The organism is Nonomuraea sp. NPDC001831 (genome assembly GCF_042892035.1).
Taxonomy (GTDB): domain Bacteria; phylum Actinomycetota; class Actinomycetes; order Streptosporangiales; family Streptosporangiaceae; genus Nonomuraea.
Genome location: NZ_JBIATU010000027.1, coordinates 1 through 20,976, shown reverse-complemented (window position 1 = coordinate 20,976; position 20,976 = coordinate 1). Strand labels below are relative to the sequence as shown.

The 20,976-nt window shown below is 71.6% G+C and carries 27 protein-coding genes; 15 read left to right on the top strand and 12 right to left on the bottom strand.

Annotated elements, in window-relative coordinates:
• Window positions 1-61 precede the first annotated feature (61 nt).
• On the top strand, window positions 62-706 hold the full coding sequence (gene phoU, locus ACFYYW_RS46385) for a phosphate signaling complex protein PhoU (RefSeq protein WP_352319696.1): 645 nt from the start codon (window positions 62-64) through the stop codon (window positions 704-706).
• A gap of 226 nt (window positions 707-932) precedes the next feature.
• Entirely contained in the window at window positions 933-1,670 is a 738-nt protein-coding gene (locus tag ACFYYW_RS46380; protein WP_387660317.1) for an SAM-dependent methyltransferase, read from the top strand.
• 25 nt (window positions 1,671-1,695) lie between these two features.
• On the opposite strand, the gene ACFYYW_RS46375 is transcribed toward ACFYYW_RS46380, so the two are convergent.
• The 4 genes from ACFYYW_RS46375 to mshA all read right to left on the bottom strand — a co-directional run bounded on the left by ACFYYW_RS46375 (window position 1,696) and on the right by mshA (window position 4,738).
• The gene (locus ACFYYW_RS46375) at window positions 1,696-1,902 is read right to left on the bottom strand and encodes a hypothetical protein (RefSeq protein WP_352319699.1); all 207 of its coding nucleotides are present in this window, start codon (window positions 1,900-1,902) and stop codon (window positions 1,696-1,698) included.
• Between the two features lie 253 nt (window positions 1,903-2,155).
• On the bottom strand, window positions 2,156-2,899 hold the full coding sequence (locus ACFYYW_RS46370; protein ID WP_352319700.1) for a phosphoglyceromutase: 744 nt from the start codon (window positions 2,897-2,899) through the stop codon (window positions 2,156-2,158).
• 39 nt (window positions 2,900-2,938) lie between these two features.
• On the bottom strand, window positions 2,939-3,418 hold the full coding sequence (locus ACFYYW_RS46365) for a YbjN domain-containing protein (protein ID WP_387660312.1): 480 nt from the start codon (window positions 3,416-3,418) through the stop codon (window positions 2,939-2,941).
• 42 nt (window positions 3,419-3,460) lie between these two features.
• A complete protein-coding gene (gene mshA / locus ACFYYW_RS46360) occupies window positions 3,461-4,738 on the bottom strand; it encodes a D-inositol-3-phosphate glycosyltransferase (protein WP_387660309.1) in 1,278 nt (425 codons plus the stop codon).
• A gap of 94 nt (window positions 4,739-4,832) precedes the next feature.
• Between mshA and ACFYYW_RS46355 the strand changes: the two genes are divergently transcribed.
• Window positions 4,833-5,579: an SDR family NAD(P)-dependent oxidoreductase gene (locus tag ACFYYW_RS46355; protein WP_364413903.1), complete on the top strand. Its 747-nt coding sequence runs from the start codon at window positions 4,833-4,835 to the stop codon at window positions 5,577-5,579.
• Between the two features lie 5 nt (window positions 5,580-5,584).
• Window positions 5,585-6,376, top strand: coding sequence for a class I SAM-dependent methyltransferase (locus tag ACFYYW_RS46350; RefSeq protein WP_352355466.1), 792 nt, complete (start codon window positions 5,585-5,587; stop codon window positions 6,374-6,376).
• An 86-nt stretch (window positions 6,377-6,462) separates the two neighbouring features.
• Here ACFYYW_RS46350 and ACFYYW_RS46345 read toward each other — a convergent pair whose 3' ends face one another.
• On the bottom strand, window positions 6,463-6,972 hold the full coding sequence (locus tag ACFYYW_RS46345; RefSeq protein ID WP_387660305.1) for an O-acetyl-ADP-ribose deacetylase: 510 nt from the start codon (window positions 6,970-6,972) through the stop codon (window positions 6,463-6,465).
• A gap of 88 nt (window positions 6,973-7,060) precedes the next feature.
• Between ACFYYW_RS46345 and ACFYYW_RS46340 the strand changes: the two genes are divergently transcribed.
• The 5 genes from ACFYYW_RS46340 (at window position 7,061) to ACFYYW_RS46320 (ending at window position 9,773) form a co-directional block, all read left to right on the top strand.
• Window positions 7,061-7,417: a BlaI/MecI/CopY family transcriptional regulator gene (locus ACFYYW_RS46340; protein ID WP_352319711.1), complete on the top strand. Its 357-nt coding sequence runs from the start codon at window positions 7,061-7,063 to the stop codon at window positions 7,415-7,417.
• Window positions 7,414-8,319, top strand: coding sequence for a M56 family metallopeptidase (locus ACFYYW_RS46335; protein ID WP_352319713.1), 906 nt, complete (start codon window positions 7,414-7,416; stop codon window positions 8,317-8,319). Before ACFYYW_RS46340 ends, ACFYYW_RS46335 begins: the two co-directional genes overlap by 4 nt.
• A 61-nt stretch (window positions 8,320-8,380) precedes the next feature.
• On the top strand, window positions 8,381-8,875 hold the full coding sequence (locus ACFYYW_RS46330) for a helix-turn-helix domain-containing protein (protein ID WP_352319715.1): 495 nt from the start codon (window positions 8,381-8,383) through the stop codon (window positions 8,873-8,875).
• Window positions 8,876-8,878: 3 nt separating this feature from the next.
• On the top strand, window positions 8,879-9,289 hold the full coding sequence (locus tag ACFYYW_RS46325; RefSeq protein WP_352319717.1) for a hypothetical protein: 411 nt from the start codon (window positions 8,879-8,881) through the stop codon (window positions 9,287-9,289).
• A gap of 124 nt (window positions 9,290-9,413) precedes the next feature.
• Window positions 9,414-9,773, top strand: a complete 360-nt coding sequence (locus ACFYYW_RS46320) for a DUF2516 family protein (protein WP_352319719.1) — start codon at window positions 9,414-9,416, stop codon at window positions 9,771-9,773.
• A gap of 16 nt (window positions 9,774-9,789) precedes the next feature.
• Here ACFYYW_RS46320 and ACFYYW_RS46315 read toward each other — a convergent pair whose 3' ends face one another.
• Complete coding sequence (locus tag ACFYYW_RS46315) at window positions 9,790-10,398, bottom strand: SGNH/GDSL hydrolase family protein (RefSeq protein ID WP_387660299.1); 609 nt, start codon at window positions 10,396-10,398, stop codon at window positions 9,790-9,792.
• Window positions 10,399-10,513: 115 nt separating this feature from the next.
• Here ACFYYW_RS46315 and ACFYYW_RS46310 point away from each other — a divergent pair, with 115 nt between their 5' ends.
• The gene (locus ACFYYW_RS46310) at window positions 10,514-11,248 is read left to right on the top strand and encodes an alanyl-tRNA editing protein (RefSeq protein WP_387660296.1); all 735 of its coding nucleotides are present in this window, start codon (window positions 10,514-10,516) and stop codon (window positions 11,246-11,248) included.
• Here the strand turns inward: ACFYYW_RS46310 and ACFYYW_RS46305 are convergent.
• The gene (locus ACFYYW_RS46305; RefSeq protein ID WP_387660293.1) at window positions 11,245-12,162 is read right to left on the bottom strand and encodes a TetR/AcrR family transcriptional regulator C-terminal domain-containing protein; all 918 of its coding nucleotides are present in this window, start codon (window positions 12,160-12,162) and stop codon (window positions 11,245-11,247) included. The two genes, ACFYYW_RS46310 and ACFYYW_RS46305, sit on opposite strands and share 4 nt — an antisense overlap.
• A gap of 111 nt (window positions 12,163-12,273) precedes the next feature.
• Here ACFYYW_RS46305 and ACFYYW_RS46300 point away from each other — a divergent pair, with 111 nt between their 5' ends.
• Window positions 12,274-13,362 (top strand): FAD-dependent monooxygenase, encoded by a 1,089-nt coding sequence (locus ACFYYW_RS46300; RefSeq protein WP_387660290.1) that lies wholly within the window; start codon window positions 12,274-12,276, stop codon window positions 13,360-13,362.
• 27 nt (window positions 13,363-13,389) lie between these two features.
• Window positions 13,390-14,994 (top strand): DUF2207 domain-containing protein, encoded by a 1,605-nt coding sequence (locus tag ACFYYW_RS46295; protein ID WP_387660288.1) that lies wholly within the window; start codon window positions 13,390-13,392, stop codon window positions 14,992-14,994.
• A gap of 35 nt (window positions 14,995-15,029) precedes the next feature.
• Here ACFYYW_RS46295 and ACFYYW_RS46290 read toward each other — a convergent pair whose 3' ends face one another.
• Entirely contained in the window at window positions 15,030-15,938 is a 909-nt protein-coding gene (locus ACFYYW_RS46290; RefSeq protein ID WP_387660285.1) for an asparaginase, read from the bottom strand.
• 60 nt (window positions 15,939-15,998) lie between these two features.
• On the opposite strand from ACFYYW_RS46290, the gene dtd reads away from it, so the two are divergent.
• The gene (dtd, locus tag ACFYYW_RS46285) at window positions 15,999-16,430 is read left to right on the top strand and encodes a D-aminoacyl-tRNA deacylase (protein ID WP_387660282.1); all 432 of its coding nucleotides are present in this window, start codon (window positions 15,999-16,001) and stop codon (window positions 16,428-16,430) included.
• Window positions 16,431-16,435: 5 nt separating this feature from the next.
• Here dtd and ACFYYW_RS46280 read toward each other — a convergent pair whose 3' ends face one another.
• From ACFYYW_RS46280 to ACFYYW_RS46265, 4 genes are all read right to left on the bottom strand, one after another.
• Window positions 16,436-17,374 carry a glycine cleavage T C-terminal barrel domain-containing protein gene (locus tag ACFYYW_RS46280; protein ID WP_352319734.1) on the bottom strand — a complete coding sequence of 313 codons (939 nt, stop codon included), beginning with the start codon at window positions 17,372-17,374 and terminating at the stop codon, window positions 16,436-16,438.
• A gap of 51 nt (window positions 17,375-17,425) precedes the next feature.
• Window positions 17,426-17,839 (bottom strand): Fur family transcriptional regulator, encoded by a 414-nt coding sequence (locus tag ACFYYW_RS46275; protein ID WP_352319736.1) that lies wholly within the window; start codon window positions 17,837-17,839, stop codon window positions 17,426-17,428.
• 325 nt (window positions 17,840-18,164) lie between these two features.
• Window positions 18,165-18,461 carry a DUF2470 domain-containing protein gene (locus ACFYYW_RS46270; protein WP_387660278.1) on the bottom strand — a complete coding sequence of 99 codons (297 nt, stop codon included), beginning with the start codon at window positions 18,459-18,461 and terminating at the stop codon, window positions 18,165-18,167.
• Window positions 18,462-18,463: 2 nt separating this feature from the next.
• Window positions 18,464-18,952, bottom strand: coding sequence for an FABP family protein (locus ACFYYW_RS46265; protein ID WP_352319740.1), 489 nt, complete (start codon window positions 18,950-18,952; stop codon window positions 18,464-18,466).
• A 68-nt stretch (window positions 18,953-19,020) separates the two neighbouring features.
• Here ACFYYW_RS46265 and ACFYYW_RS46260 point away from each other — a divergent pair, with 68 nt between their 5' ends.
• Both ACFYYW_RS46260 and ACFYYW_RS46255 read left to right on the top strand, forming a co-directional pair.
• Window positions 19,021-20,514: a sugar-binding protein gene (locus ACFYYW_RS46260; RefSeq protein ID WP_387660275.1), complete on the top strand. Its 1,494-nt coding sequence runs from the start codon at window positions 19,021-19,023 to the stop codon at window positions 20,512-20,514.
• Window positions 20,515-20,523: 9 nt separating this feature from the next.
• Window positions 20,524-20,886: a DsrE family protein gene (locus ACFYYW_RS46255; protein ID WP_352319743.1), complete on the top strand. Its 363-nt coding sequence runs from the start codon at window positions 20,524-20,526 to the stop codon at window positions 20,884-20,886.
• Window positions 20,887-20,976: the final 90 nt, after the last annotated feature.

The following is a 20,976-nucleotide window of genomic DNA, read 5'->3' as shown; positions in this document are numbered from 1 at the left end:
TTCCTGGAAAGTTCATCTCGCAGTAGAGGTTCGTTCATCGAGTGGCACGTACGGTGACGACATGCGCGACGCGTACCATGAAGAACTTGATCTCCTGACGGGCAAGCTGGTCGAGATGACGAGGCTGGTCCGCTCGGCCATCTCCCGTGCCACCACGGCCCTCCTCGACGCCGACCTCCAGCTCGCCGAGAGCGTCATCTCCCGTGACCAGGAGGTGAACGCCCTCTTCGCCGACATCGAGTCGTCGATCTTCGAGCTGATGGCCAGGCAGCAGCCGGTCGCGGTGGACCTGCGGATGGTCATCACTGCGCTGCGCATGGGCACCGACCTCGAACGCATGGGCGACCTGGCCGTCCATGTGGCCAAGGTGGCCCGGCTGCGGCACCCCGACTCGGCGATTCCGCCCGAGACTCGCTCGACCATCGTGGAAATGGGGCAGATCGCCGAGAACCTGGTCACCAAGGCCGGGAGCTGCGTGGCCTCCAGGGACGTGGAGTCGGCCCTCGAGCTGGAGGAGGACGACGACGCGATGGACCGGCTGCACCGCCGGCTGTTCCGCAACATCCTGGCCAAGGACTGGCAGCACGGCGTGGAGCCGGCGATCGACATCACGCTGATCGGCCGGTACTACGAGCGGTACGCCGACCACGCGGTGCGGGTGGCGAGGGACGTCGTCTACCTGGTCACCGGCTCCCGTCCCAGCTGACGGCCTCCCCGGGAGGCAGGCTCTTCATCCGGACGCAGCGGGCGGCACCTGTCGGGGGGCCGCCCGCTTCGCATGTCCCCCGCCATGGGGGCCAGACAATCCGGCATGGGGACAAGACAATCCGGCGGGACGAACAGCGGCGAACAGCGACAGACGCCTGCCAAGCGCCCTGTCTCCTGGCCAAAAGCGGATGCGGCGACGTCTCCGCATGTGGCAGGCTCCGCCGGTGAATCGTGAACAGATCTCCCGACTCGCCCACGCGGACCATCCGATCGCGGCTCCGCTCGACGACGACTCGGTGCGCCGCCTTCTCGACCGCGCCCTTCCCCCGGGCGACTCGCGCGTGCTCGACCTCGGCTGCGGCGGCGGGGAGTGGCTGCTGCGGGCACTGGGCACGCACCCCAAGCTGCAGGCGGAGGGCGTGGACATCGCCGAGGGCTCGCTGGCGCACGCCCGCGACAGCGCGGAGGCGCTCGGCGTCCACGACCGGCTCGTCCTCCATCGTGCGGACGCCGCCGAGTTCACCTCGCCGCACGCGTTCGACCTGGTGATCAGCGTCGGGGCGACGCACGCGTTCGGCGGCCTGCTCCCCACGCTCGCGGCGGCGCGCGAGCACCTGGCTCCCGGCGGACGCGTCCTGGTGGGAGACGGTTTCTGGGCCCAGGAGCCGTCCGCCGAGGCGGTGGAGATGCTGGGCGAGCTCACCGGCCTGCCGGCCCTGATGGACCGGGTCACCGCCGACGGCTGGACGCCGGTGCACGGCCACATCAGCACGCGCCAGGAGCTCGACGACTACGAATGGGCCTGGACGGGCTCGCTGGCGTCCTGGGCTCTGGACAACCCCGACCATCCGGACAGGTGCGAGGCCCTCACGACGGCCGACACCCACCGCGCCGAATGGCTGCGCGTCTACCGGGACGTCTTCGGGTTCGTCACCCTCGTCCTGCGCCCGACGTCCGACTGACGGGCCGCGCGCAGGCCCGGTCACGTCAGGAGGCCGCCTGCCTGCTCCTGCACACGTGCCGCCGCGCCAGCTCGGCCCAGACCGCGGCGGCACGGGCGTACGGGCCCCTGGCGGTCTCCTCGTGGTCCCCTCGCTCGGTGACCCGCCGCACGAAGAACTGCGCCGCCTCGAAGCACAGGACGTACTCCTCGCAACAGGACGCTTCGACCACGCGTACGAGCCCGCGCGACACGCAGGGCTCCCACGTCGGCACGTCAGACCGTCCCGCCCGGAACGCGGGCTTCCCCGGCGGACGGAAGGGGGCAGGAGCGCTCAGCTCTGGCAGAGGTGCTCACATCCCCGAAAGCATAGGCACCTCGCCCCAGAACGGCGCACACATTTCAGTGTCCGGCATCAGTGCCATACCTTTCCACCCCGCCCCCCGGCCCACGCCGGGGAGCGCGAGGGGACGGGAGTCCCCTCGCGCGCCCGACGGGCTGTGGGGGTCAGCGGCCCTGGTTGGCCACCGCTTCGATGGCGGCCTTGGCGGCCTCCGGGTCGAGGTAGCGCCCGCCCCGCACCTGCGGCTTGAAGTCGGCGTCCAGCTCGTACGCCAGCGGGATCCCCGTGGGGATGTTGAGCCCGGCGATGTCGTCGTCGCTGATGCCGTCGAGGTGCTTGACCAGGGCCCTCAGCGAGTTGCCGTGCGCGGTCACCAGGACCGTGCGCCCGGCGGCCAGGTCGGGGACGATCTCGTCGTACCAGTACGGGAGCATGCGGTCGACGACGTCCTTCAGGCACTCCGTGCGCGGCATGAGCTCCGGCGGCAGGAGGGCGTAACGGGGGTCGCCGGCCTGGGAGTACTCGTCGTCGTCGGCGATGGGCGGCGGCGGCACGTCGTACGAGCGGCGCCAGAGCATGAACTGCTCGTCGCCGAACTCCTCACGCGTCTGGGCCTTGTTCTTGCCCTGCAGGGCCCCGTAGTGGCGTTCGTTCAGCCGCCAGCTGCGCTTGACCGGGAGCCAGAGCAGGTCGGCCTCGCCCAGGGCGAGCTGGGCCGTCTGGATGGCCCGGGTCAGGAGGCTGGTGTGCAGGACGTCGGGCCGCAGACCGGCCTCCTGCAGGAGCCGGCCGCCGCGCCGGGCCTCGTCCTCGCCCTTGGCCGACAGGCTGACGTCCACCCAACCGGTGAACAGGCCCTTCGCGTTCCAGTCGCTCTCACCGTGCCGTAGCAGCACCAAAGTCGCCATGCGGCCAATCCTATGGCCGCCGCCCGCGGCGCCGTCAGGTCACTGCCCGGGGTCGGCGAAGCGGGCGAAAGCCTGCAGGTTGGCCAGGGATTCGCCGCGTTTGGCACGCCATTCCCACTCCCGCCTGATGGAGGAGGCGAAGCCCAGCTCCAGCGCCCGGTCGAACCAGTCGTCGGCGTACGTCAGCACGCAGCCGAGCAGCCGGTCGACCTCCTCCTCGCTGACGGCGGCCAGCGGCACCCGGCCGACGAGGTAGACGTCGCCGACGGGGTCGAGGGAGAAGTGCACGCCGTACATGGTGCCGTTCTTGCCGAGGAGCCAGCGGTAGAACTCCTCGTGGTTCTCGTCCGGCCGGCGGCAGAAGAACGCCTCGACGTGCAGCACCCGCTCGCCGACGATCAGCCAGGTCATCGTGGCGAGCTTGTGCTGTCCGGGCAGCCTGACCAGGAACGCCCCGGGCCGCGGCTCGTCGTAGGTGACGTCCGCGGCCTTGAGCGCGGCTTCGACGACATCGCGCATGGGATACAGCTTAGGAGCGCGCGACGCCGGGCCGGCAAGCCGCTAGAAGTTGAGCGCCACGGGCACCTTGTGCAGATTCGCGACCGCGCCCGCGTACACCTCCATGAGCCGGCCCGCCGTCGCCTGCCAGCCGAAGGCGGCCGCGTGCGTACGCGCCCCCCGCGACAACTGCTCACGCCATTCCGGCAGGGTGACCAGGCGGTGCAGGACGCGGGCCCATTCGTCGGGGTCGTGCCCGTCCACCAGCACGCCGGAGACCCCGTCGTCGACGGCGGTGCGCAGCCCGCCCACGGCGGCCGCGGCGACCGGCGTCCCGCAGGCCTGCGACTCCAGGGCCACGAGCCCGAACGACTCGCTGTAGGACGGCACGACGGTCACGTCCGCCGCCCGGTACCAGTCGGCCAGTTCCTCCTGCGGGGCCGGCGGCACGAGCCGGACGACGTCCGAGATGCCCAGCTCACCGGCCAGTTCGGTGAGGATGGACGGCCGGGCCAGCCCGTTGCCCGACGGCCCGCCGACGCAGGCGACGACCAGCCGGCCGCGCAGCGAGGGGTCGTCGATGAGCATGCGCGAGGCCGCGCGCAGCAGCACGTCGGGGGCCTTGAGCGGCTGGATGCGGCCCACGAACAGCAGCACGCGGGCGTCCTGCGGCAGGCCGAGCCGCTGCCGGGCGGCGCCCTGCGAGGCGGGCTGGAAGACGGTGAGGTTGACGCCGGGGTTCACGACGGCCACGCGCTGCCGGGCGGCGCCGTACAGGTCGATGAGCTCGCGGGCCTCGTCGGCGGTGTTGGCCACGAGGCGGTCGGCGATCTCCACGACCTGTTCCTCGCCCACCACGCGGGCCTGCGGCTCCGGCTTGTCGTCCTGGGCGAGCAGCAGGTTCTTGACCTTGGCCATGGTGTGCATGGTGTGCACGAGCGGCACGCCCCAGCGCTCCTTGGCCAGCCAGCCGACCTGCCCGGACAGCCAGTAATGGGAATGGATGACGTCGTAGTGGCCCGGTTCGTACATGGCCTCGGTGCGCAGCACCTCCGACAGGAAGGCGCACAGCTGCCCGGGCAGGTCCGCGCGGTCCATCTCCTCGTACGGCCCGGCCGTCAGGTGACGTACCAGGACGCCTGGGGCGAGTTCGGCCACGGGCGGCTGGTCGCGGGCGGTGGCCCTGGTGAAGATCTCCACCTCCACGCCGAGTTGCGCCAGTCTCCTGGCCGACTCGACGATGTACACGTTCATCCCACCGGCGTCGCCCGTGCCGGGCTGGTCCAATGGCGATGTGTGCATGCTGATGGTCGCGACCCGGCTGACCCGTCGTCGCCTCACTCGACATCACCTCCAAGCGGAATACAACTATCCGAATTTTTTCGACATTCCCTGCCGCGGTTCGCACCGCGTCCGCCCTGGCAGGATGAGGGGCATGCAGAGAACGGCAGTGGTGACCGGCGCGAGCGGCGGCATCGGCGAGGCGACCGCGCGGCGGCTCGCCGCTGAAGGTTATGTGGTGGTGGCGGGCGCGCGGCGCCGCGACCGGCTGGACAAGCTGGCCGCGGAGGTGCCCTCGATCAGGCCGGTGACGCTCGACGTGACCTCTCAGGAGTCGGTTGACGCGCTGGTGGGCTCGCTCGACCGCTGCGACGTGCTGGTCAACAACGCCGGTGGCGCGCTCGGCATGGAATCGGTCACGGACGCCCTTCTGGACGACTGGCAGCAGATGTACGACACGAACGTACTCGGCTCCCTACGCATGACCCAGGCGCTGATCCCCAAACTCGTGGAGTCGGGCGACGGCGTGCTGGTGATGCTGACCTCGACCGCCGCCCTGGTCTCGTACGAGGGCGGCGGCGGCTACTGCGCGGCCAAGCACGCCCAGTCCGCGATGGCCGAGACCCTCCGCCTGGAGCTGGTCGGGCAGCCGGTCCGGGTGGTCGAGATCGCGCCGGGCATGGTCAGGAGCGAGGGCTTCGCGGTCACCCGCTTCCGCGGCGACGAGGCCGCCGCCGCCCGCGTGTACGAGGGCGTCCCCGACCCGCTGACCTCCGACGACGTGGCCGACGCCATCGCCTGGTGCGTGACGCGCCCGTCGCACGTCAACATCGACCGCCTGGTGATCAGGCCGCGCGCCCAGGCCGCCCAGCACAAGGTGCACCGCGTCAGCGGCGGCTGAGCCGGATGGCCAGACCGGTCGGCGCGATCACCCGCGGCACGACGTGGCACAACCGGCTGCGCCGGGTCGACCGCTGGACGGCCGCCGTGCACGGCCCTGCCCTGCGCGCCGCCGTCCGCCCGCTCGTCGTCGACCTCGGCTACGGCGCCTCGCACACGACGACGCTCGAGCTGTTCACCCGGCTGCGCGCGGTCGCGCCCGACGTCGAGGTGGTCGGCATCGAGATCGACCCGGCCAGGGTGGCCCTGGCCAAGCCGTACGAGCGGGAGGGGCTGAGCTTCGTGCTCGGCGGCTTCGAGCTGCCCGTCCCGCGCCCGCCGACGCTGGTCCGCGCCTTCAACGTGCTGCGCCAGTACGGCGAGGCGGAGGCGTGGCACTACTGGGACGTGCTGTGCGGCAAGCTGGCCCCCGGCGGCGTGCTGGTCGAGGGCACCTGTTCCGAGACCGGGCGGCGGGCGGTCTGGGTGGGCCTGTCCCCCGACGGCCCGCGCACGCTGACGTTCTCCGCCCGGTTCGACGCCTTCGAACGGCCTTCCGACCTGGCCGACCGGCTGCCGAAGACCCTCATCCACCGGAACGTCCCGGGTGAGCGCATCCATGCGTTCCTGCGCGACTTCGACCACGCGTGGGCGGTCAGCGCCCCTTACGGGGTGCACGGGCTGCGGCAACGCTGGTTGGCGTCCGTGCGGCTGCTGGCCGGGCAGTGGCCGGTGGCGGTGCGGCCGCCGCTCGGCGGCCCGGCCCGATGGCGGCTCGGCGAGCTGACGCTGCCCTGGTCGGCGGTGGACCCGCGCTGACGGGATGTGCGCCGACGGGATCCGGGCTGACGGGATCCGCGCCGACGGGATCTGCGCCGACGGGATCTGCGCCGACGGGATCCGGGCTATCGGGAGACCTGGGCGAGGAACACCTCGTAGGCGGCGGTGTCGAAGAGCACGAACCTGACCTCCTCCACCGACGTCACGGCCGCGCGCACGGCGGCGACGGCGATGCGGGCGGCGTCGTCGAGCGGCCAGCCGTAGACGCCCGTGGAGATCGCGGGGAAGGCCACCGTCCGCGCGCCGAGCTCGTCCGCCACCCGCAGCGACTCCTGGTGGCAGGAGGCCAGCAGCTCGGAGCGGTCCTGCGACCTGGAGTAGACCGGCCCGACGGTGTGGATCACCCAGCGGGCCGGCAGCAGCCCGGCGGTGGTGGCGACGGCCTGTCCGGTCGGCAGGCCCTTGCCGTAGTGCCCGGCGCGCAGCCGTCTGCACTCCTCCAGGATCTCCGGCCCGCCGCGGCGGTGGATGGCGCCGTCGACGCCCCCGCCGCCGAGCAGCGAGGAGTTGGCCGCGTTCACGATCGCGTCGGCCCGCTGCTCGGTGATGTCGCCCTGCACCAACGTGACATTCATCTCACCGAGCCTGCCAGGCGGGTTTCCGCGCCGCCACTTGCCGCTCCCGGATGCCAGCTCGACGCTTTGTAGAGCTACCCTGAAGGACGTGAAGGGTCTTGGCGAGCTTGAGCGCAGCATCATGGACATCCTCTGGGCGGAGCACAACCCGCTGACCGCCCGCGAGGTCGGCAGGCTCATTGCCGATCGCGACCTCGCCCCCACGACGGTGATGACCGTACTCGACCGCCTCACGCGCAAGGGCTTCCTGGAGCGCACCAGGGACGGCCGCGCGTGGCGTTACGAACCGGCCGCGAGCCGTGACGCCTACATCGCCGAGCTTATGCTTGAGGCGTTGGACCTGACGGGCGACCGATCGGCCGCCCTGACCCGCTTCGCCCAGGCCGTGTCGGGCCCGGAGGCGGAGATCCTGCGGAGAGCCCTCACGGAGCTGGAGGAAGAGTGATCACGGCAGCGGTGCTAGCGGCGCTCGCCACGGCGTGCGCGCTCGGCTCCTGGCGTTTCACGACGGCCCGGTGGACCTCCCGTGCCCCGAGGCTCGCCATCATCGTCTGGCAGTCCCTGGGCGTGGCCTGGGGCCTGGCCACCACCGGCGCCATGCTGGCCTACGCGGTCCAGCCCTACAACGTGGGCGTGCTGCCCGGGCTGATCGCCTTCGCCCGCGGCAGGACGCCGGTCGAGGCGTGGGACCCGCTGCACGTCCTGGCCATGATCGCCGGTCTCACGTCGCTGGCGGTGCTGGTCGTGGTGCTGCTGACGGCCGGCGTGCAGGCGTTGCGCGCGCGGCGGCGGCATCGCGTGCTGCTCGCGCTCATCTCCCGCGACGATCCGGGCGTGCCGGGGGTGCGGGTGCTCGACCATCCCAGCGCGGCGGCGTACTGCGTGCCGGGGTTGCGCTCGCAGGTCGTGGTCAGCGCGGGCGCGCTCGAGCTGCTGTCGCAGGACGAGATGGCGGCCGTGCTGGCGCATGAGGCCGCCCACGTGCGCGAGCGGCACGACCTGGTGCTGCTGCCGTTCGCCGCGCTGCGCCGGGCGCTGCCCTGGTCGAAGGTGGTGGCCGACGCGCAGGCGCAGGTGGAGCTGCTGATCGAGATGGCCGCCGACGACCGCGCCCGCCGCTACTGCTCGCCCCGCAGGCTGGCGACGGCGCTGCTGCGGTTCGGTACGGCCGGCGCCATGCCGACCCCGCAGGGCATGCTCGGCGTGCACGCGCACAACGTCATGGCCAGGGTGGACCGCCTGATCAAGCCAGGGCCGGAATTGTCAGCATTTGTCCGGTACGGCTACCTCGCCCTCTCTGTGAGCTTGCTCACCACCACCCCCTTCCTGTGGGTCTACCAGCTCTAACCGCTTGCAGGTGTTAGCCGTTCCGTTTGCAATTGCAAGCACAGGACGGCAGACTGTGGGTATGGCACTACCGAAGGTCGGCTCGATCGGCGAATACATCCGCGAGCAACGGCAACAGGCGAAGATCTCGCTGCGCCAGCTCGCGCAGGCGGCAGGGGTCTCCAACCCCTACCTGAGCCAGATCGAGCGCGGGCTGCGCAAGCCGAGCGCGGAGATTCTCAACCAGATCGCCAAGGGTCTGCGCATCTCCTCGCAGGCGCTCTACGTGCAGGCCGGCCTCATCGAGGACCGGGAGCCGCCGAGCGACGTGATCACCGCGGTCAACGCCGACACGCTGCTCACCGAGCGGCAGCGCCAGGTGCTGATCGACATCTACGAATCGTTCCGCAAGGAGAACCGCACCGAGGGCGAGCAGACCTCCCAGAACGCCCGCCCTCAGCACGACTCCACCGCGGACGACGAGCCATCGCTGCCCGAGGAGTATCTCGCCGCGCTTGAGCCCTACGCGGCCTCCCCCGGCAACGGGACCGTCACCCAGGAAACCAAGGAAGGTTAACCCATGACGCTTGCCACCGAGGTCAAGAAGCTCACCGACTCCAAGCCCTTCTACGCCTTCGCCGGCGCCGGCGACTTCGCCGTCGAGAAGCTGCGCGAGCTGCCCGAGCAGCTGCGTCAGCTCCAGTCCCGCCGCTCGGAGCTGGCCCGGGACCTGCCGGAGAAGACCCGCGCGTACGCCGACAAGGCCGAGGGCTTCGTCCGCGAGTTCCCGGACAAGGCCCGCGAGTACGCCGACCAGCTGAGCAACAAGGCCACCGAGGTCTACGAGGAGTTCGCCACCCGTGGCCGCAAGGTCGTCAGCAAGACGACCGGCGAGGCCGCCCTTGAGCTGGAGGAGGTGTCGGAGGCCGCCGAGCCGCCCGTCGCCGAGCCCGTCAAGAAGACCACGCGTACGCCTCGGGCCAAGGCCTGAGTGAGCGAGCGGGCCCGCCTCCCCGGAGGCGGGCCCGTTCCTGTTCCGGTGCCCGCTTGTCGGGGACGCCTATTAGGCTGGGGCCGATTTCATCGCGGCGTTGGGTGGAGCCAGCAACATGAATATGATCAACGGCGTTTTCAACTTCCTCTTCCTGGTGCTCGCCGCCGTCATCTTCGGCATGTCGGTCTACGCGCTGGTGCACGCGGCGCGCGTGCCGACCAACGCGTTCGTCTCGGCGGGCAAGCTGCAGAAGAAGATCTGGGTGCTCATCCTCGCGCTGGCGACCCTGCTGTCCGGCGGCGGCGCGCTGGGCTACTTCAACGACTTCATGCTGATCGGCGGCTTCCGGTTCATCGGCCTCAACGGGCTCGGCCTGTTCTCCATCCTGGCCGTCATCGCCGCCACGATCTACATCGTCGACGTCAAGCCCGCCGTCAAGGGCATGGGCCGCGGCAACAGCGGCCCCTACGGCCCCTGGTAGGCCGGACCGGCCCCGATCAGGCCAGCTCCGCCGCCAGCCAGGCGGCGATGCGCTCGTGCCCGGCGAACGTGGGATGCACGCCGTCGGGCAGCACCGTCTCCGACGGCCTGCCGGTCACCCATTTCCGGCGCATCGGGTCCAGGAACGGCACGCCCGCGGCGTCCGCCACCTCCGCCAGGGCGTCGCGCACCCGGTAGGCCTTGGCCGGGGTGTCCTCCAACCAGATCGGGCCGATCATCACGACCTTGGTGACCGGCCAGCGGCGGCGCACCTCGGTGAGCAGGGCGGCGGCGGCCTCGCGCACCTGCCCGGTGCTCCAGCGCTGGTCGTTGTGGCCGCCGGAGATCACCAGCACGTCGGGGGCCGGCCGCCAGGCCAGCTCCTCCTCGAACGACCGCCGGAACGTGCGGCCCACCTTGCCCTCGTTGAGGTAGCCGGTGCCACCCGCGCCGGCGATGACCGGCTGCCAGCCGAGCAGCCGCGCCGACTCCGAGGCGTAGGTCCGCCAGGGCGGCACCGGGCCGGATCCGACGGTGAAGCTGTCGCCCACGAACATCATCACCGGAACCGCCGGACGGACCGGCGGAACGGCCTCCGGCACCCGCTGCGGCGGCGTCCGGGCCACCGCACTCGTACATGCTGAAATTCCAGCAAATATCCCCATTATTGCGATGACCGGGGCGATTCTTCCTCGAAGCGTCAGGCCACGCATAATCACCCCGGGGCACTAGGCTGCCGATATGACCGCCGACCTCCACGGGCGCACGCAGCGGCTCGAACTGTCCGACCAGAGCCTGCGAGATTTCGAAGCCGTCGTGCTGGACGCGACGCCTGAGGGGATCGTGCTGAGCAGGTCGGCATTCTATCCAGGCGGGGGCGGCCAGCCCGCCGATCACGGAGTTCTGGTCTGGCAGGGCGTGGAGACGCGCATCGTCGGGGTGCGCAAAGGCGACGATCTCTACCTGATCCCCGCCGAGGGCGACCCGATCCCGCCCGCCGGCACGGTGGTCGAGGCCGCCGTGGCCGACGCCCGGCGTTCGGCGCTCATGCGTACCCACTCGGGGCTGCACGTGTTGTGCGGCGTGGTGTTCAGGGACTACGGCTGCCTGGTCACCGGCGGCAACATGGACGAGCTGAGCGCCCGCATGGACTTCGACCTGCCCGAGGTGCCGCCCGGCTTCAAGCAGGCCGTCGAGGACGCGTGCAACGCCGAGATCGCCGCCGACCGCCGCATCGACGTGCGCGTGCTGCCGCGGCGGGAGGCCTTCGAGATCCCCGACATCATCCGCACGGCAAGCAACCTGGTGCCCGAGGCCGTCCAGGACGTGCGCGTCGTCGACATCGTGGGCCTCGACACGCAGGCCGACGGCGGCACCCACGTGGCCTCGACCAAGCAGATCGGCCGCATCAAGGTGGCAAAGATCGAGAGCAAGGGCCGCGGCTTCCGCCGGCTGCGCATCGCGATCTCCGACTAGCGCCCCTCGACCAGCCCGGCGAGCCCGTCGAGCAGCGCGTCGAGACCGAAGGCGAACAGCCGGTCGAGGTCGAGGTCGAACTCGCCGCCCAGCTCCTCGATGACGCCGGTGAAGGCGGTCAGCCGCCCCGACTGCGCCAGCGCCTGGAGCTCCCCCTCCCGGCTGCTCATCCACTCGTCGGCGGTCAGCCCGGTCGCGGCCTGGGCCCGCTGCTCCATCTCGATGTTGGCGGCCAGGCCCTGGACGAAGCTGAACAGCAGGGTGTGCACGTGCATCTTGCTCATGGGATCGAGGGGCGAGCCCTCCAGCGTGCGCATGACCCACTCGGTGTGGGCGATCAGGCTGGCCGAGGGCAGCGGCCTGGTCAGTGACGTGACCCTGGCCATCCACGGGTGGGTGCGGTAGCCCGCCCACTGCACCCGGGCGGCGGTCTCCAGCCTGGCGCGCCATCCGTCGGGCGGCGGGTCGGGCAGCGGGAACTCCCTGATCACGTGGTCGATCATGAGCATGACCAGGTCGTCCTTGCCGCCGACGTGCCGGTAGAGGGACATGGTGGCCACGCCCAGCCGGCCCGCGACGCCGCGCATGGTCAGCTCGGCGAGCCCGTCGGCGTCGGCGATCTCGACGGCCGCGGCCACGATGCGGTCGCGCGTCAGGTCGTCGCCGGACGGGACGGGGGCCCGCCGCGCCCTGCCGCCGCGGGTCTCGGCCACGATCGTGCCGACGCGCGGCTCGGCGACCACCACGCCGTCCTGGGCCAGGACCGTGAGCGCCTTGGCGGCCGTGGCCAGCGCGACCTCCCAGTCGCGGGCGAGCTGCCTGGTGGAGGGCACCCGGTCGCCGGGGCGGAGCCGGCCGTCGGCGATGCGGCGCCTGATGTCCTCGACGATGCGCGCGTAGGGCGGAGCGGTCATCACTACCCCTTCTCTGTACTAGTACAGATCGTACCAGTGAACCCTTGTAAGCTGCTGTATGTACGCCGTACATTCAGCTTCGCGTACAACGTCAACACAAGGAGCGGGGTCATGAGGGTTCTGGTCTCAGGAGCGAGCGTCGGCGGTCCCGTCCTGGCTCACTGGCTGCGGCGGCGCGGCTTCGAGGTCACGCTGGTCGAGCGCGCGCCGCGCCCGCGCAAGGGCGGCCAGGCCGTCGACCTGCGCGGCGCCGCCCTGGTCGTGGCCGACCGGATGGGCGTCCTGGAGCAGGTCAGGGCCGCGCGGACGACCATGCGCGGCATGTCCATGGTCGACGGCGACGGCAACGAGATCATGCGCAGCACCGAGGAGACGATCAGCGGCGGCCGGCTCGACAGCCCGGACGTCGAGATCGCCCGCGACGACCTCACCGCGATCGTCGGCGCCGTCACCGACGCCCCCTGCCGCTACGGCGACTCCATCGCCACCCTCGCCCAGGACGCTGACGGCGTGGACGTGACCTTCGACAGCGGCGTCCGGGACCGCTACGACTACGTGATCGGCGCCGACGGCCTGCACTCCAACGTCAGGCGGCTGGCGTTCGGCCCGGAGGAGCGCTTCCTCAAGCACCTCGGCATGTACGTCTCCCTCTACACCTCCGACAACTTCCTCGGCCTGGACCACTGGCAGCTCTGGCACCGCGAGGGCGAGGCCGGTTTCGGCCTGTTCAGCGACCGCGAGCCGGCGGTGATGAAGGTGAACATGGGCTTCGCCGCGGGCCCGATCGACTACGACCACCGCGACGTCGAGCAGCAGAAGCGCCTGGTCCAGGAGCACTGCTCGGGGCTGCGCTGGGAGGCGCCCAAGCTGCTGGCGGCCATGTGGCAGGCCGACGACTTCTACTTCGACGCCATGGCGCAGGTCGAGATGGACCGCTGGTCGCAGGGCCGGGTCGCGCTGGTCGGCGACGCCGCCCACTGCCCCTCGCCGCTGTCGGGGCAGGGCACCAGCCTGGCCCTGGTGGGGGCGTACGTGCTGGCCGAGGAACTGGGCCGGGCCCCCGAGGGGGCGTTCGACCGGTACGAGCGGCGCATGCGGCCCTACGTCGCCCTGAACCAGGCCCTGGCCCTGGAGAACCCGGGCATGGCCGCCTCGCCCGAGAGCGTACGCCGGGCGGCCGACGCCATCACCCTGGATTGACACCCGCAACCGCTACGATGTCCCGCCATGACGGGTTTCAGACTCACATTGGCCGCCCTGGGAGCCACCGCGCTGACGTTGCTGGCCACCCCCGCCCTGGCGGAGGCCGGGATCACGGACCAGGTGACGATGACGCTCGCCAAGGACGGCACTCTCCACGTGGTCGAGAAGATCACCGGGGCGTCCGGCGGCCTCAAGCGCACCCTGCTCACCAAGACCCGCTACGACGACGACAACGACCGCGTCTACCGGGTCACCAATGTCAAGGGCGGCAAGCTCGACGGCGACGTCCTGACCGTGACGGGCCAGACCGTCGAGTACGACGTCAAGGGCGCGGTGACCACCTCAGGCGGGGCCGAGGAGCTGCGCTGGTTCGCCGTCAGCGGCTGGAACGTCCCCGTCACCAAGGCGACCGTCCAGGTCAGCGGGCCCGGTCAGGTGCAGAACCTGTCGTGCTTCGCCGGTGACCTGACCTCGGCGATCGGCTGCACCTCGGCCTCGATGGACCACACCGCCACCCGGGCCGAGTTCGAGCAGGACAACCTCGCCGCCGGCCAGGCCCTGACGGTGGTCGTCGGCTTCCCCAAGGGGGCCAGCTCCGGGACGCCCATCCTGGAGCGGCGTTTCTCGCTGGCCTCGGCGTTCACCCTCGACCTGGTCACCGGCGGCGCGCTGGCCGGCCTGCTCGTGCTGCTGCTCGGCGGCGTCGGCCTGCTCTACTGGACGCGCGGCCGGGACGCCCGGGTCGCGGGCCACGAGAAGGGCGGGGTCGATCCCATCCAGAACGGGCACTTCACCCCGCCGGACGGCGTGCGTCCCGGCCAGATCGGCACGCTGGTGGACGAGCAGGCCGACGTGGTCGACGTGACCGCCACCATCGTCGACCTGGCCGTCCGCGGCTACCTGCGGATCGACGAGCAGCCCCGCCAGACCTACGACGCCCCCGACTGGCTGCTGGTCAGGCTGCCGAACGCGCCGGTCAACTCGCTGCTGACGTACGAGCGCGCCCTGTACGACGCGATCTTCGACGGCCGCGACGCGGTGCTGCTCTCCCAGCTGTCCGGCTCGTTCGCCGGCCATCTGGGCAAGGTGCGCGACGCGCTCTACTCCGACGTGGTCGAGCAGGGCTGGTTCGCCCGCCGTCCCGACACCGAGCGCACCCGGTGGACGACGATCGGCGTCGTGCTGATCGTCCTGGGCCTGCTGGCCACGGTCGGGCTGGCCTGGTTCACCACGTACGGGCTGCTGGGGCTGGCCCTGGTCATCGCGGGCGGCGCGCTGGCCGTCGGCGGCCAGTACATGCCGGCCAAGACCGCCAAGGGCTCGGCCGCGCTCGCGCACACGATGGGCTTCCGCGAGTACCTGTTCTCCGGCGACCTCGGCGAGGTGCCCGAGCAGCACCGGGTGGAGCTGTTCTCGCGCTACCTGCCGTACGCGGTGATCTTCGACGGGGTCGAGCACTGGTCGCGGGTGGTGGCCTCGGTGACCGGCAACGGCCACCAGGCCGACAACCTCTACTGGTACCACGGTCCGGCGGAGTGGGACCTGTCCAAGTTCGCCGGGTCGATGCGCACGTTCACCACGACGACCTCGGGGGCCATCTCCGCCAGCCGCCAGTTCCGCACCCTCTAGACACTCCGCGTGGCGGCGGCTCGGGGCTCACCCCGCTAGCGGATCCGCAGCTCGCCGACCGGCCGGCCGCCGCCCAGCAGCGCCGGCCGGGCCAGCTCGGCCAGCTCGGGCGCGTCCAGGCCGAGCGAGCGCAGGGCCGCCACGGTGACGGGCACGCGGGCCCGCTGCGAGCCGTCCTCGATCTTGATCGTGCCGGCTCGGCCGTCCTCGAACGCGAACGCGTCGAACGCCTCCGCGCCCGCCTTCAGCATCAGCCCGGGGATCGCCCGCATGAGCTTGGCCTCGGGCCGGTCGGTGCCGGACGTCCACTCGGGGTGGGCGCGCATGGCGTCGAAGACGCGCCGCTCGAACGAGCCCTCCGCGGCCAGCGGGAAGGCCCTGAACGCCTTGGTCACCCCGAGCATCGAGACGAAGAACAGCGGCGCGCCGCAGCCGTCCACGCCGGAGGCGGCCACCCGCTCGCCGGTCAGATCCTCGACCGTCGCGCGGATCGCGCGCTGGAGCGGGTGCGCGGGCTCCAGGTACGTCGTGACCGGCCAGTCGTTGAGCACGCAGGTGGCCAGCATGGCGGCGTGCTTGCCGGAGCAGTTCATGTAGACCCGGCCGAACTCGGTCGAGGTGCGCTCGGCCGGGTGGTCCTCCGGACATTGCAGGGCGGACTCGTCCAGGCCCGCCCCGGTCAGGATCTTCCGTACGCCGTCCACGTGGAACGCCTCGCCGGAGTGCGAGGCGCAGGCCAGGGCCAGCAGCTCACCCTCCAGCCGGAGGCCGTTGCGCAGCATGCCGAGCGCCTGCAGCGGCTTCATCGACGATCGCGGCGAGGCCGGCACGTGCACCGCTCCCCGCGTCTCCACCGGGACGCCCTGCGCGTCCACGGTCAGCATGCGGGCCAGATGGGTGGACTCCACGAACCCAGACCGGACAACCTCGACAACAAGCGACATTACGCGCCCCCTTTCGGCATGAGTCTACGAACAGTTCTTTCTGCGCCAGAATGGGATGCCATGCGGGCAGTCGTACAACGAGTGAGCTCGGCCTCCGTCGAGGTCGAGGGGCAGACGGTCGGCGCGATCGACGAGCCGGGGCTGCTCGTCCTGGTCGGCGTGACGCACACCGACACCCGGGCCGAGGCCGCCAAGCTCGCCGCCAAGTTGTGGGGCCTGCGCGTGCTGCACGGCGAGAAGTCGTGCTCCGACGTGTCCGCCCCGCTCCTGGTGATCAGCCAGTTCACCCTCTACGGCGACGCGCGCAAGGGCCGGCGCCCCACCTGGCAGGCCGCGGCCCCGGGGCCGGTCGCCGAGCCGCTGGTGCAGGCCGTGGTCGAGGAGCTGAGGGCGCTCGGCGCGCACGTGGAGACCGGCCGTTTCGGCGCCGACATGAAGGTCTCGCTGGTCAACGACGGGCCGATCACGCTCGTCCTCGACCTCGACGCCTAACGGGGTCAGCGGATCCGGCGGCGCAGCGAGGGGTCGATGCTGACGTTGCGGCCGGCGTCCGGCGGCACGACGACCTCCTGCGCGGCGGCGACGCCACCGGCCAGCAGCGGCGCGTCGACCGGGACCGTGCGCTTGACCACGGCCAGCGCGATCGGGCCCAGCTCGTGGTGGCGGGCGGCCGAGCCCACGACGCCGATCTCCTGGCTCTCGAAGATCACCGGGTCGCCGTGCGCGGGCAGGGTGTCGACGCTGCCGTCGAGGTGCAGGAACACCAGGCGGCGCGGCGGGTGGCCCAGGTTGTGCACGCGCGCGACCGTCTCCTGGCCGCGGTAGCAGCCCTTGCTCAGGTGGACGGCCGAGCCGATCCAGCCCACCTCGTGCGGGATCGTCTTGTGGTCGGTCTCGAAGCCGAGCCGCGGCCGGTGGGCCTCGATGCGCAGCGCCTCGTACGCCCACAACCCCGCCAGGGGCCGGCCCAGATGATCGGCCAGCTCGGCCCGCGGCACCAGGAAGTCTTCGGTGGCCGTGGAGAGCACCGCCAGGTCGTCGGCCCGCGACACCTCCACGCGCAGCATGAACCGCATGCGGTCGAGATAGTCGACCAGGCTCTGCGCCGTGCCGGGCTCGACGTGCGCCAGCACGCTCTCGCCGTCGTCGACCAGCGTGAGGTGGTGCAGGACGCGGCCCTGGAGGTCGAGGTCGAGCGTCTGGGTCCACTGGCCGGGCGTCAGCGTGTCGAGCTTCTGCGAGGTCAGGTCGTTGAGCCATTTCAGCCGGTCGGCGCCGGAGATGCGGACCACCTCGCGGTTGCTGCGGTCGACGACCGCCTCACCCTTGGCCAGCGCGCGCTGCTCGGCGAACAGGTCGCCATAGTGCGCGGCTACGTCGGCGTCCGGCCCGTCGGCCGCGACGGCGCCGGGGAGATCGAGCAGAGGGCTACGCATGCATCCAAGGCTATCCGCCCCCGCGACGGCGCCCGACGCCGGTGCCGCGGGTCAGCGGCAGTTGCTGCAGCGGCCGAACACCGTGAGGTGATGGACGTCGGCCGCGAACCCCAGCTCCTCGTCGAGCCCCTTCACCAGCCCCTCGGCCAGCTCGGGACGCACCTCGAAGACCTCGTCGCAGCCCCGGCACACCAGGTGGACGTGGTCGGCCTCGGCCGCCAGGTGGTAGGTCGGCGCGCCGTGACCGAGGTGGGTGTGGGTGACCATGCCGAGCTCTTCGAGCAGTTCGAGCGTGCGGTAGACGGTGGAGATGTTGACCCCGCGCGCCGTCTCGCGCACCTTGGTGCAGATCTCCTCGGGCGTGGCGTGCTCCAGATCCTTGACCGCTTCGAGCACGAGCTGCCGCTGCGGGGTGACCCGGTAGCCCTTGGCGCGGAGTTCCTCGTGCCACTGCGTCTCGGTCATGCCCCCGAGTGTAAAGCGCACGATCGCCTGTTCGCGGCCGTCCGATAATTACTTGCCCCCGGCGCTCGCGACCGCATAGCTTCATGAGTACGCGGAAAGGAGGTGGTCCGAATAATGGATAGTCATAGTCGGGCTAGCGAGGTGGTTGTCCGCTAGCGCTGCGGACTGTTGTCTCGTGTCGCAAGCGAATCCGAGGCAACCACCGGGGCCCCTGGCAGCCGGAGGGCGGGATGACGCATCCCGACCATGGTCCATCCGGCCCGTCTGCTCGGCAGGCGGAGTGTTGCCCGGGGCCCTTCTTTGTTTTCTCCCCTCAGTGTCCCCCTCAGTGTTCCCCGTGGGGTTCGACGCCCAGCTCGGCGCAGGCCGCCCGGTAGAGGCGCACGACCGCCTTGCGCACCTGGGCGCGCTCGGTCAGCGTCTCGCCCCAGGGCACGCGCACCCGCTCGCCGCCGTCGACCGTGAACTCCATGGCCTCGGCGTCGACGTCGCTGGTCACCGCCGAGGTGGCCTGCGGCCGGCCGCCGAGCCCGCGCACGATGACCAGGGCGTCGCCGGTGTGGTCGTCGTTCATGTGGCGCTTGATCGCCTCGACGGCGTCGGGGGTGAAGGGCGAGGTCATGCTCAGGACACCTTCTTCAGCTCGGCCGACATGTGGTCGGTGAGCGGGTGGCCCACGGCGGCCATCTCGTAGGCCCACATCAGGTTGCCGTTGACCAGGCCGTAGAGGCGGTGGCCCGCGGTGTACTCCTTGGCCGTGGAGGTGCGGGCCACGACGTCGGTGCGCAGCTCGATCTTGTGGAAGACGACCTCGCCGATGTAGATCTCGACGATGCCGGTGGGGTGCGCGAGCACCACCTCGATCTGCCGGTCGGGCTGCGGACGCCAGTAGCCGGACTCGGTGGCCAGCGGCCTGACCCGGTTGCCGTCGTTGTCGAGCAGCCAGGTGCGGCTGACGTAGGTCAGGAACGGCTTGCCGTTGTGGCCGAACTCGATCTCCTGGCCGAAGTTGAAGCTCTCGATCGTCGGATAGCCGCCCACGCCGGCGCCCTCCCAGCGGCCGAGCAGGAACGCGATCTGCTCCAGAGCGGGGTGCACCTCAGGTTCTTCCATGCTCACCAAGCCTAGCGCCGGTGACTAACCTTCTGGATCGGGGAGAGGTCTAGCCGGGGGGAGTCGCGATGCTGGATGCCTGGGCCGTGCCGCCGCACGTCGACGTGCTGTTCGTGGGCGCCCATCCGGACGACGAGTACCAGTCGTTGTCCACGTTCGGTCAGTGGCGGGAACGCCTGGGGCTGACCACCGGCGTCGTGACGATCACCCGCGGCGAGGGCGGCGGCAACGCCGCCGGGCCGGAGAAGGGCGCCGCGCTCGGCCGGATCAGGGAGGCCGAGGAGCGCGAGGCGGTCGCGCACGCGGGCATCCGCGACGTCTTCTACCTGGACAGACCGGACTTCTGGTACACGCTGTCGGCGCCCCTGACCGCCCGCGCGTGGGGTCCGGGCACCCTCCGGCGGCTGGTCGAGACGATCAGGGCGACCAGGCCCTCGACCGTGGCGACGATGGACCCGCGGCCCTTCAACCAGCACGGCGGGCACCAGCTCGCCGCCCGGCTGGCCGTCGAGGCGTTCCGGCTGGCCGCCGACCCCGCCGCGTTCCCCGGGACGGGCGCGCCCTGGCGGGCCACCCGGCTGCTGACCCAGAACTGGGGGCTGCGCGGCCCCGTGGGCCCCGGCTGCGCGACGGCCGGCATGCGCGACCCGGCCACCGGGCTGCCGCAGCTCGGCGTCTGGGCGGGCGCCTGGTCGCCGCGCCACCGCGTCACGTGGGCCCAGCGGGAGCGCGACGCCGAGCGCGTGTACCGCACGCAGGGGTTCGCCGCGCGACCGGCGAAGGTGGCCGGGCCGTTCGGCTGCGACTGGTTCTCGGTCGTCTTCGACGGCGGGCGGCCGGTGCCCGCTCCCGTCATCGAGCAGGCGGGCCTGCGCCCCCTGTACGCCGAGTTCCGCGACTGGGCACGCGCGACCGGCCTGCCCTGGCTGGCCAACCGGGCACAGCCCGACTATCCCGAGCCGCCCGCCACCACGCTCCCGGTCGCCGGACGCGCCCCCAAGCTCGACGGCCTGGCCTCACCCGGCGAGTACGCGGGCCCCGCCCTGCCCCTCGCCCACTGGGAGGGCGAGCGCTGCCCGGCGGCCGACTGCGCCGCGACCGCCCGGCTGACCCGCCACGGCGCCGACCTCTACGTCCAGGTCGAGGTCACCGACGAGGCGCGCGGCGCCGCCCTCGACGAGTGCGAGCGCCACTGGCGCACCGACGCGGTCGAGATCGCCCTCGACCCGCGCGGCGACTCCGACGACACCTCGACCACGTTCAAGCTGGGCGTCCTGCCCTACACCGCCGAGGGCGGCCCGTGCGCGGCCCGGGACGCCGACGCCCGCCAGGGCCCCGCCCCACGGGTGGGCGTGGCGTCCGCGGTCCACGACGGCGGGTACGGCGTCGAGGTGCGCATCCCGTTCGCGCTGCTGCCCGCCCCGCCCACCGCGCTGAGAGCGAACGTGCTCGTCTACGACTCCGACACCGGGGACAGGACCGGGCAGACGCGCCTGGCCTGGTCGCCGTTCGGCAGCGCCCAGGCCGATCCGTACGTGTGGGGCCGCGTCGGTCGGGGTTAGGGTGACGCCATGGCACGATCTTTGGTGATCAAGGTGACCGCGGGGGCGGACGCCCCTGAGCGGTGCAACCAGGCATTCACGGTGGCGGCGGCCGCGCTCGCGAGCGGCGTGCCGGTCTCCCTCTGGCTGACCGGCGAGTCGTCCTGGTTCGCCCTGCCGGGGCGGGCCAAGGAGTTCTCCCTGCCGCACGCGGCGCCGCTGGCTGACCTGCTGGAAGCCGTCCTGGCGGCCGGCCGGGTGACCCTGTGCACGCAGTGCGCCGCCCGCCGCGACATCACGGTCGACGACGTGATCGAGGGCGTGCGCATCGCCGGCGCGCCGGCCTTCGTGGAGGAGGCGGTCAGCGAAGGCGCCCAGGCCCTGGTGTACTAGTGAGTTGATTATGAGGATGAGGGTCACCACTTGAGGTGTATTTCGTCCCTGATTCGGGGAGCTGTGGTGACGCTGACCGGCCGGTGAGGT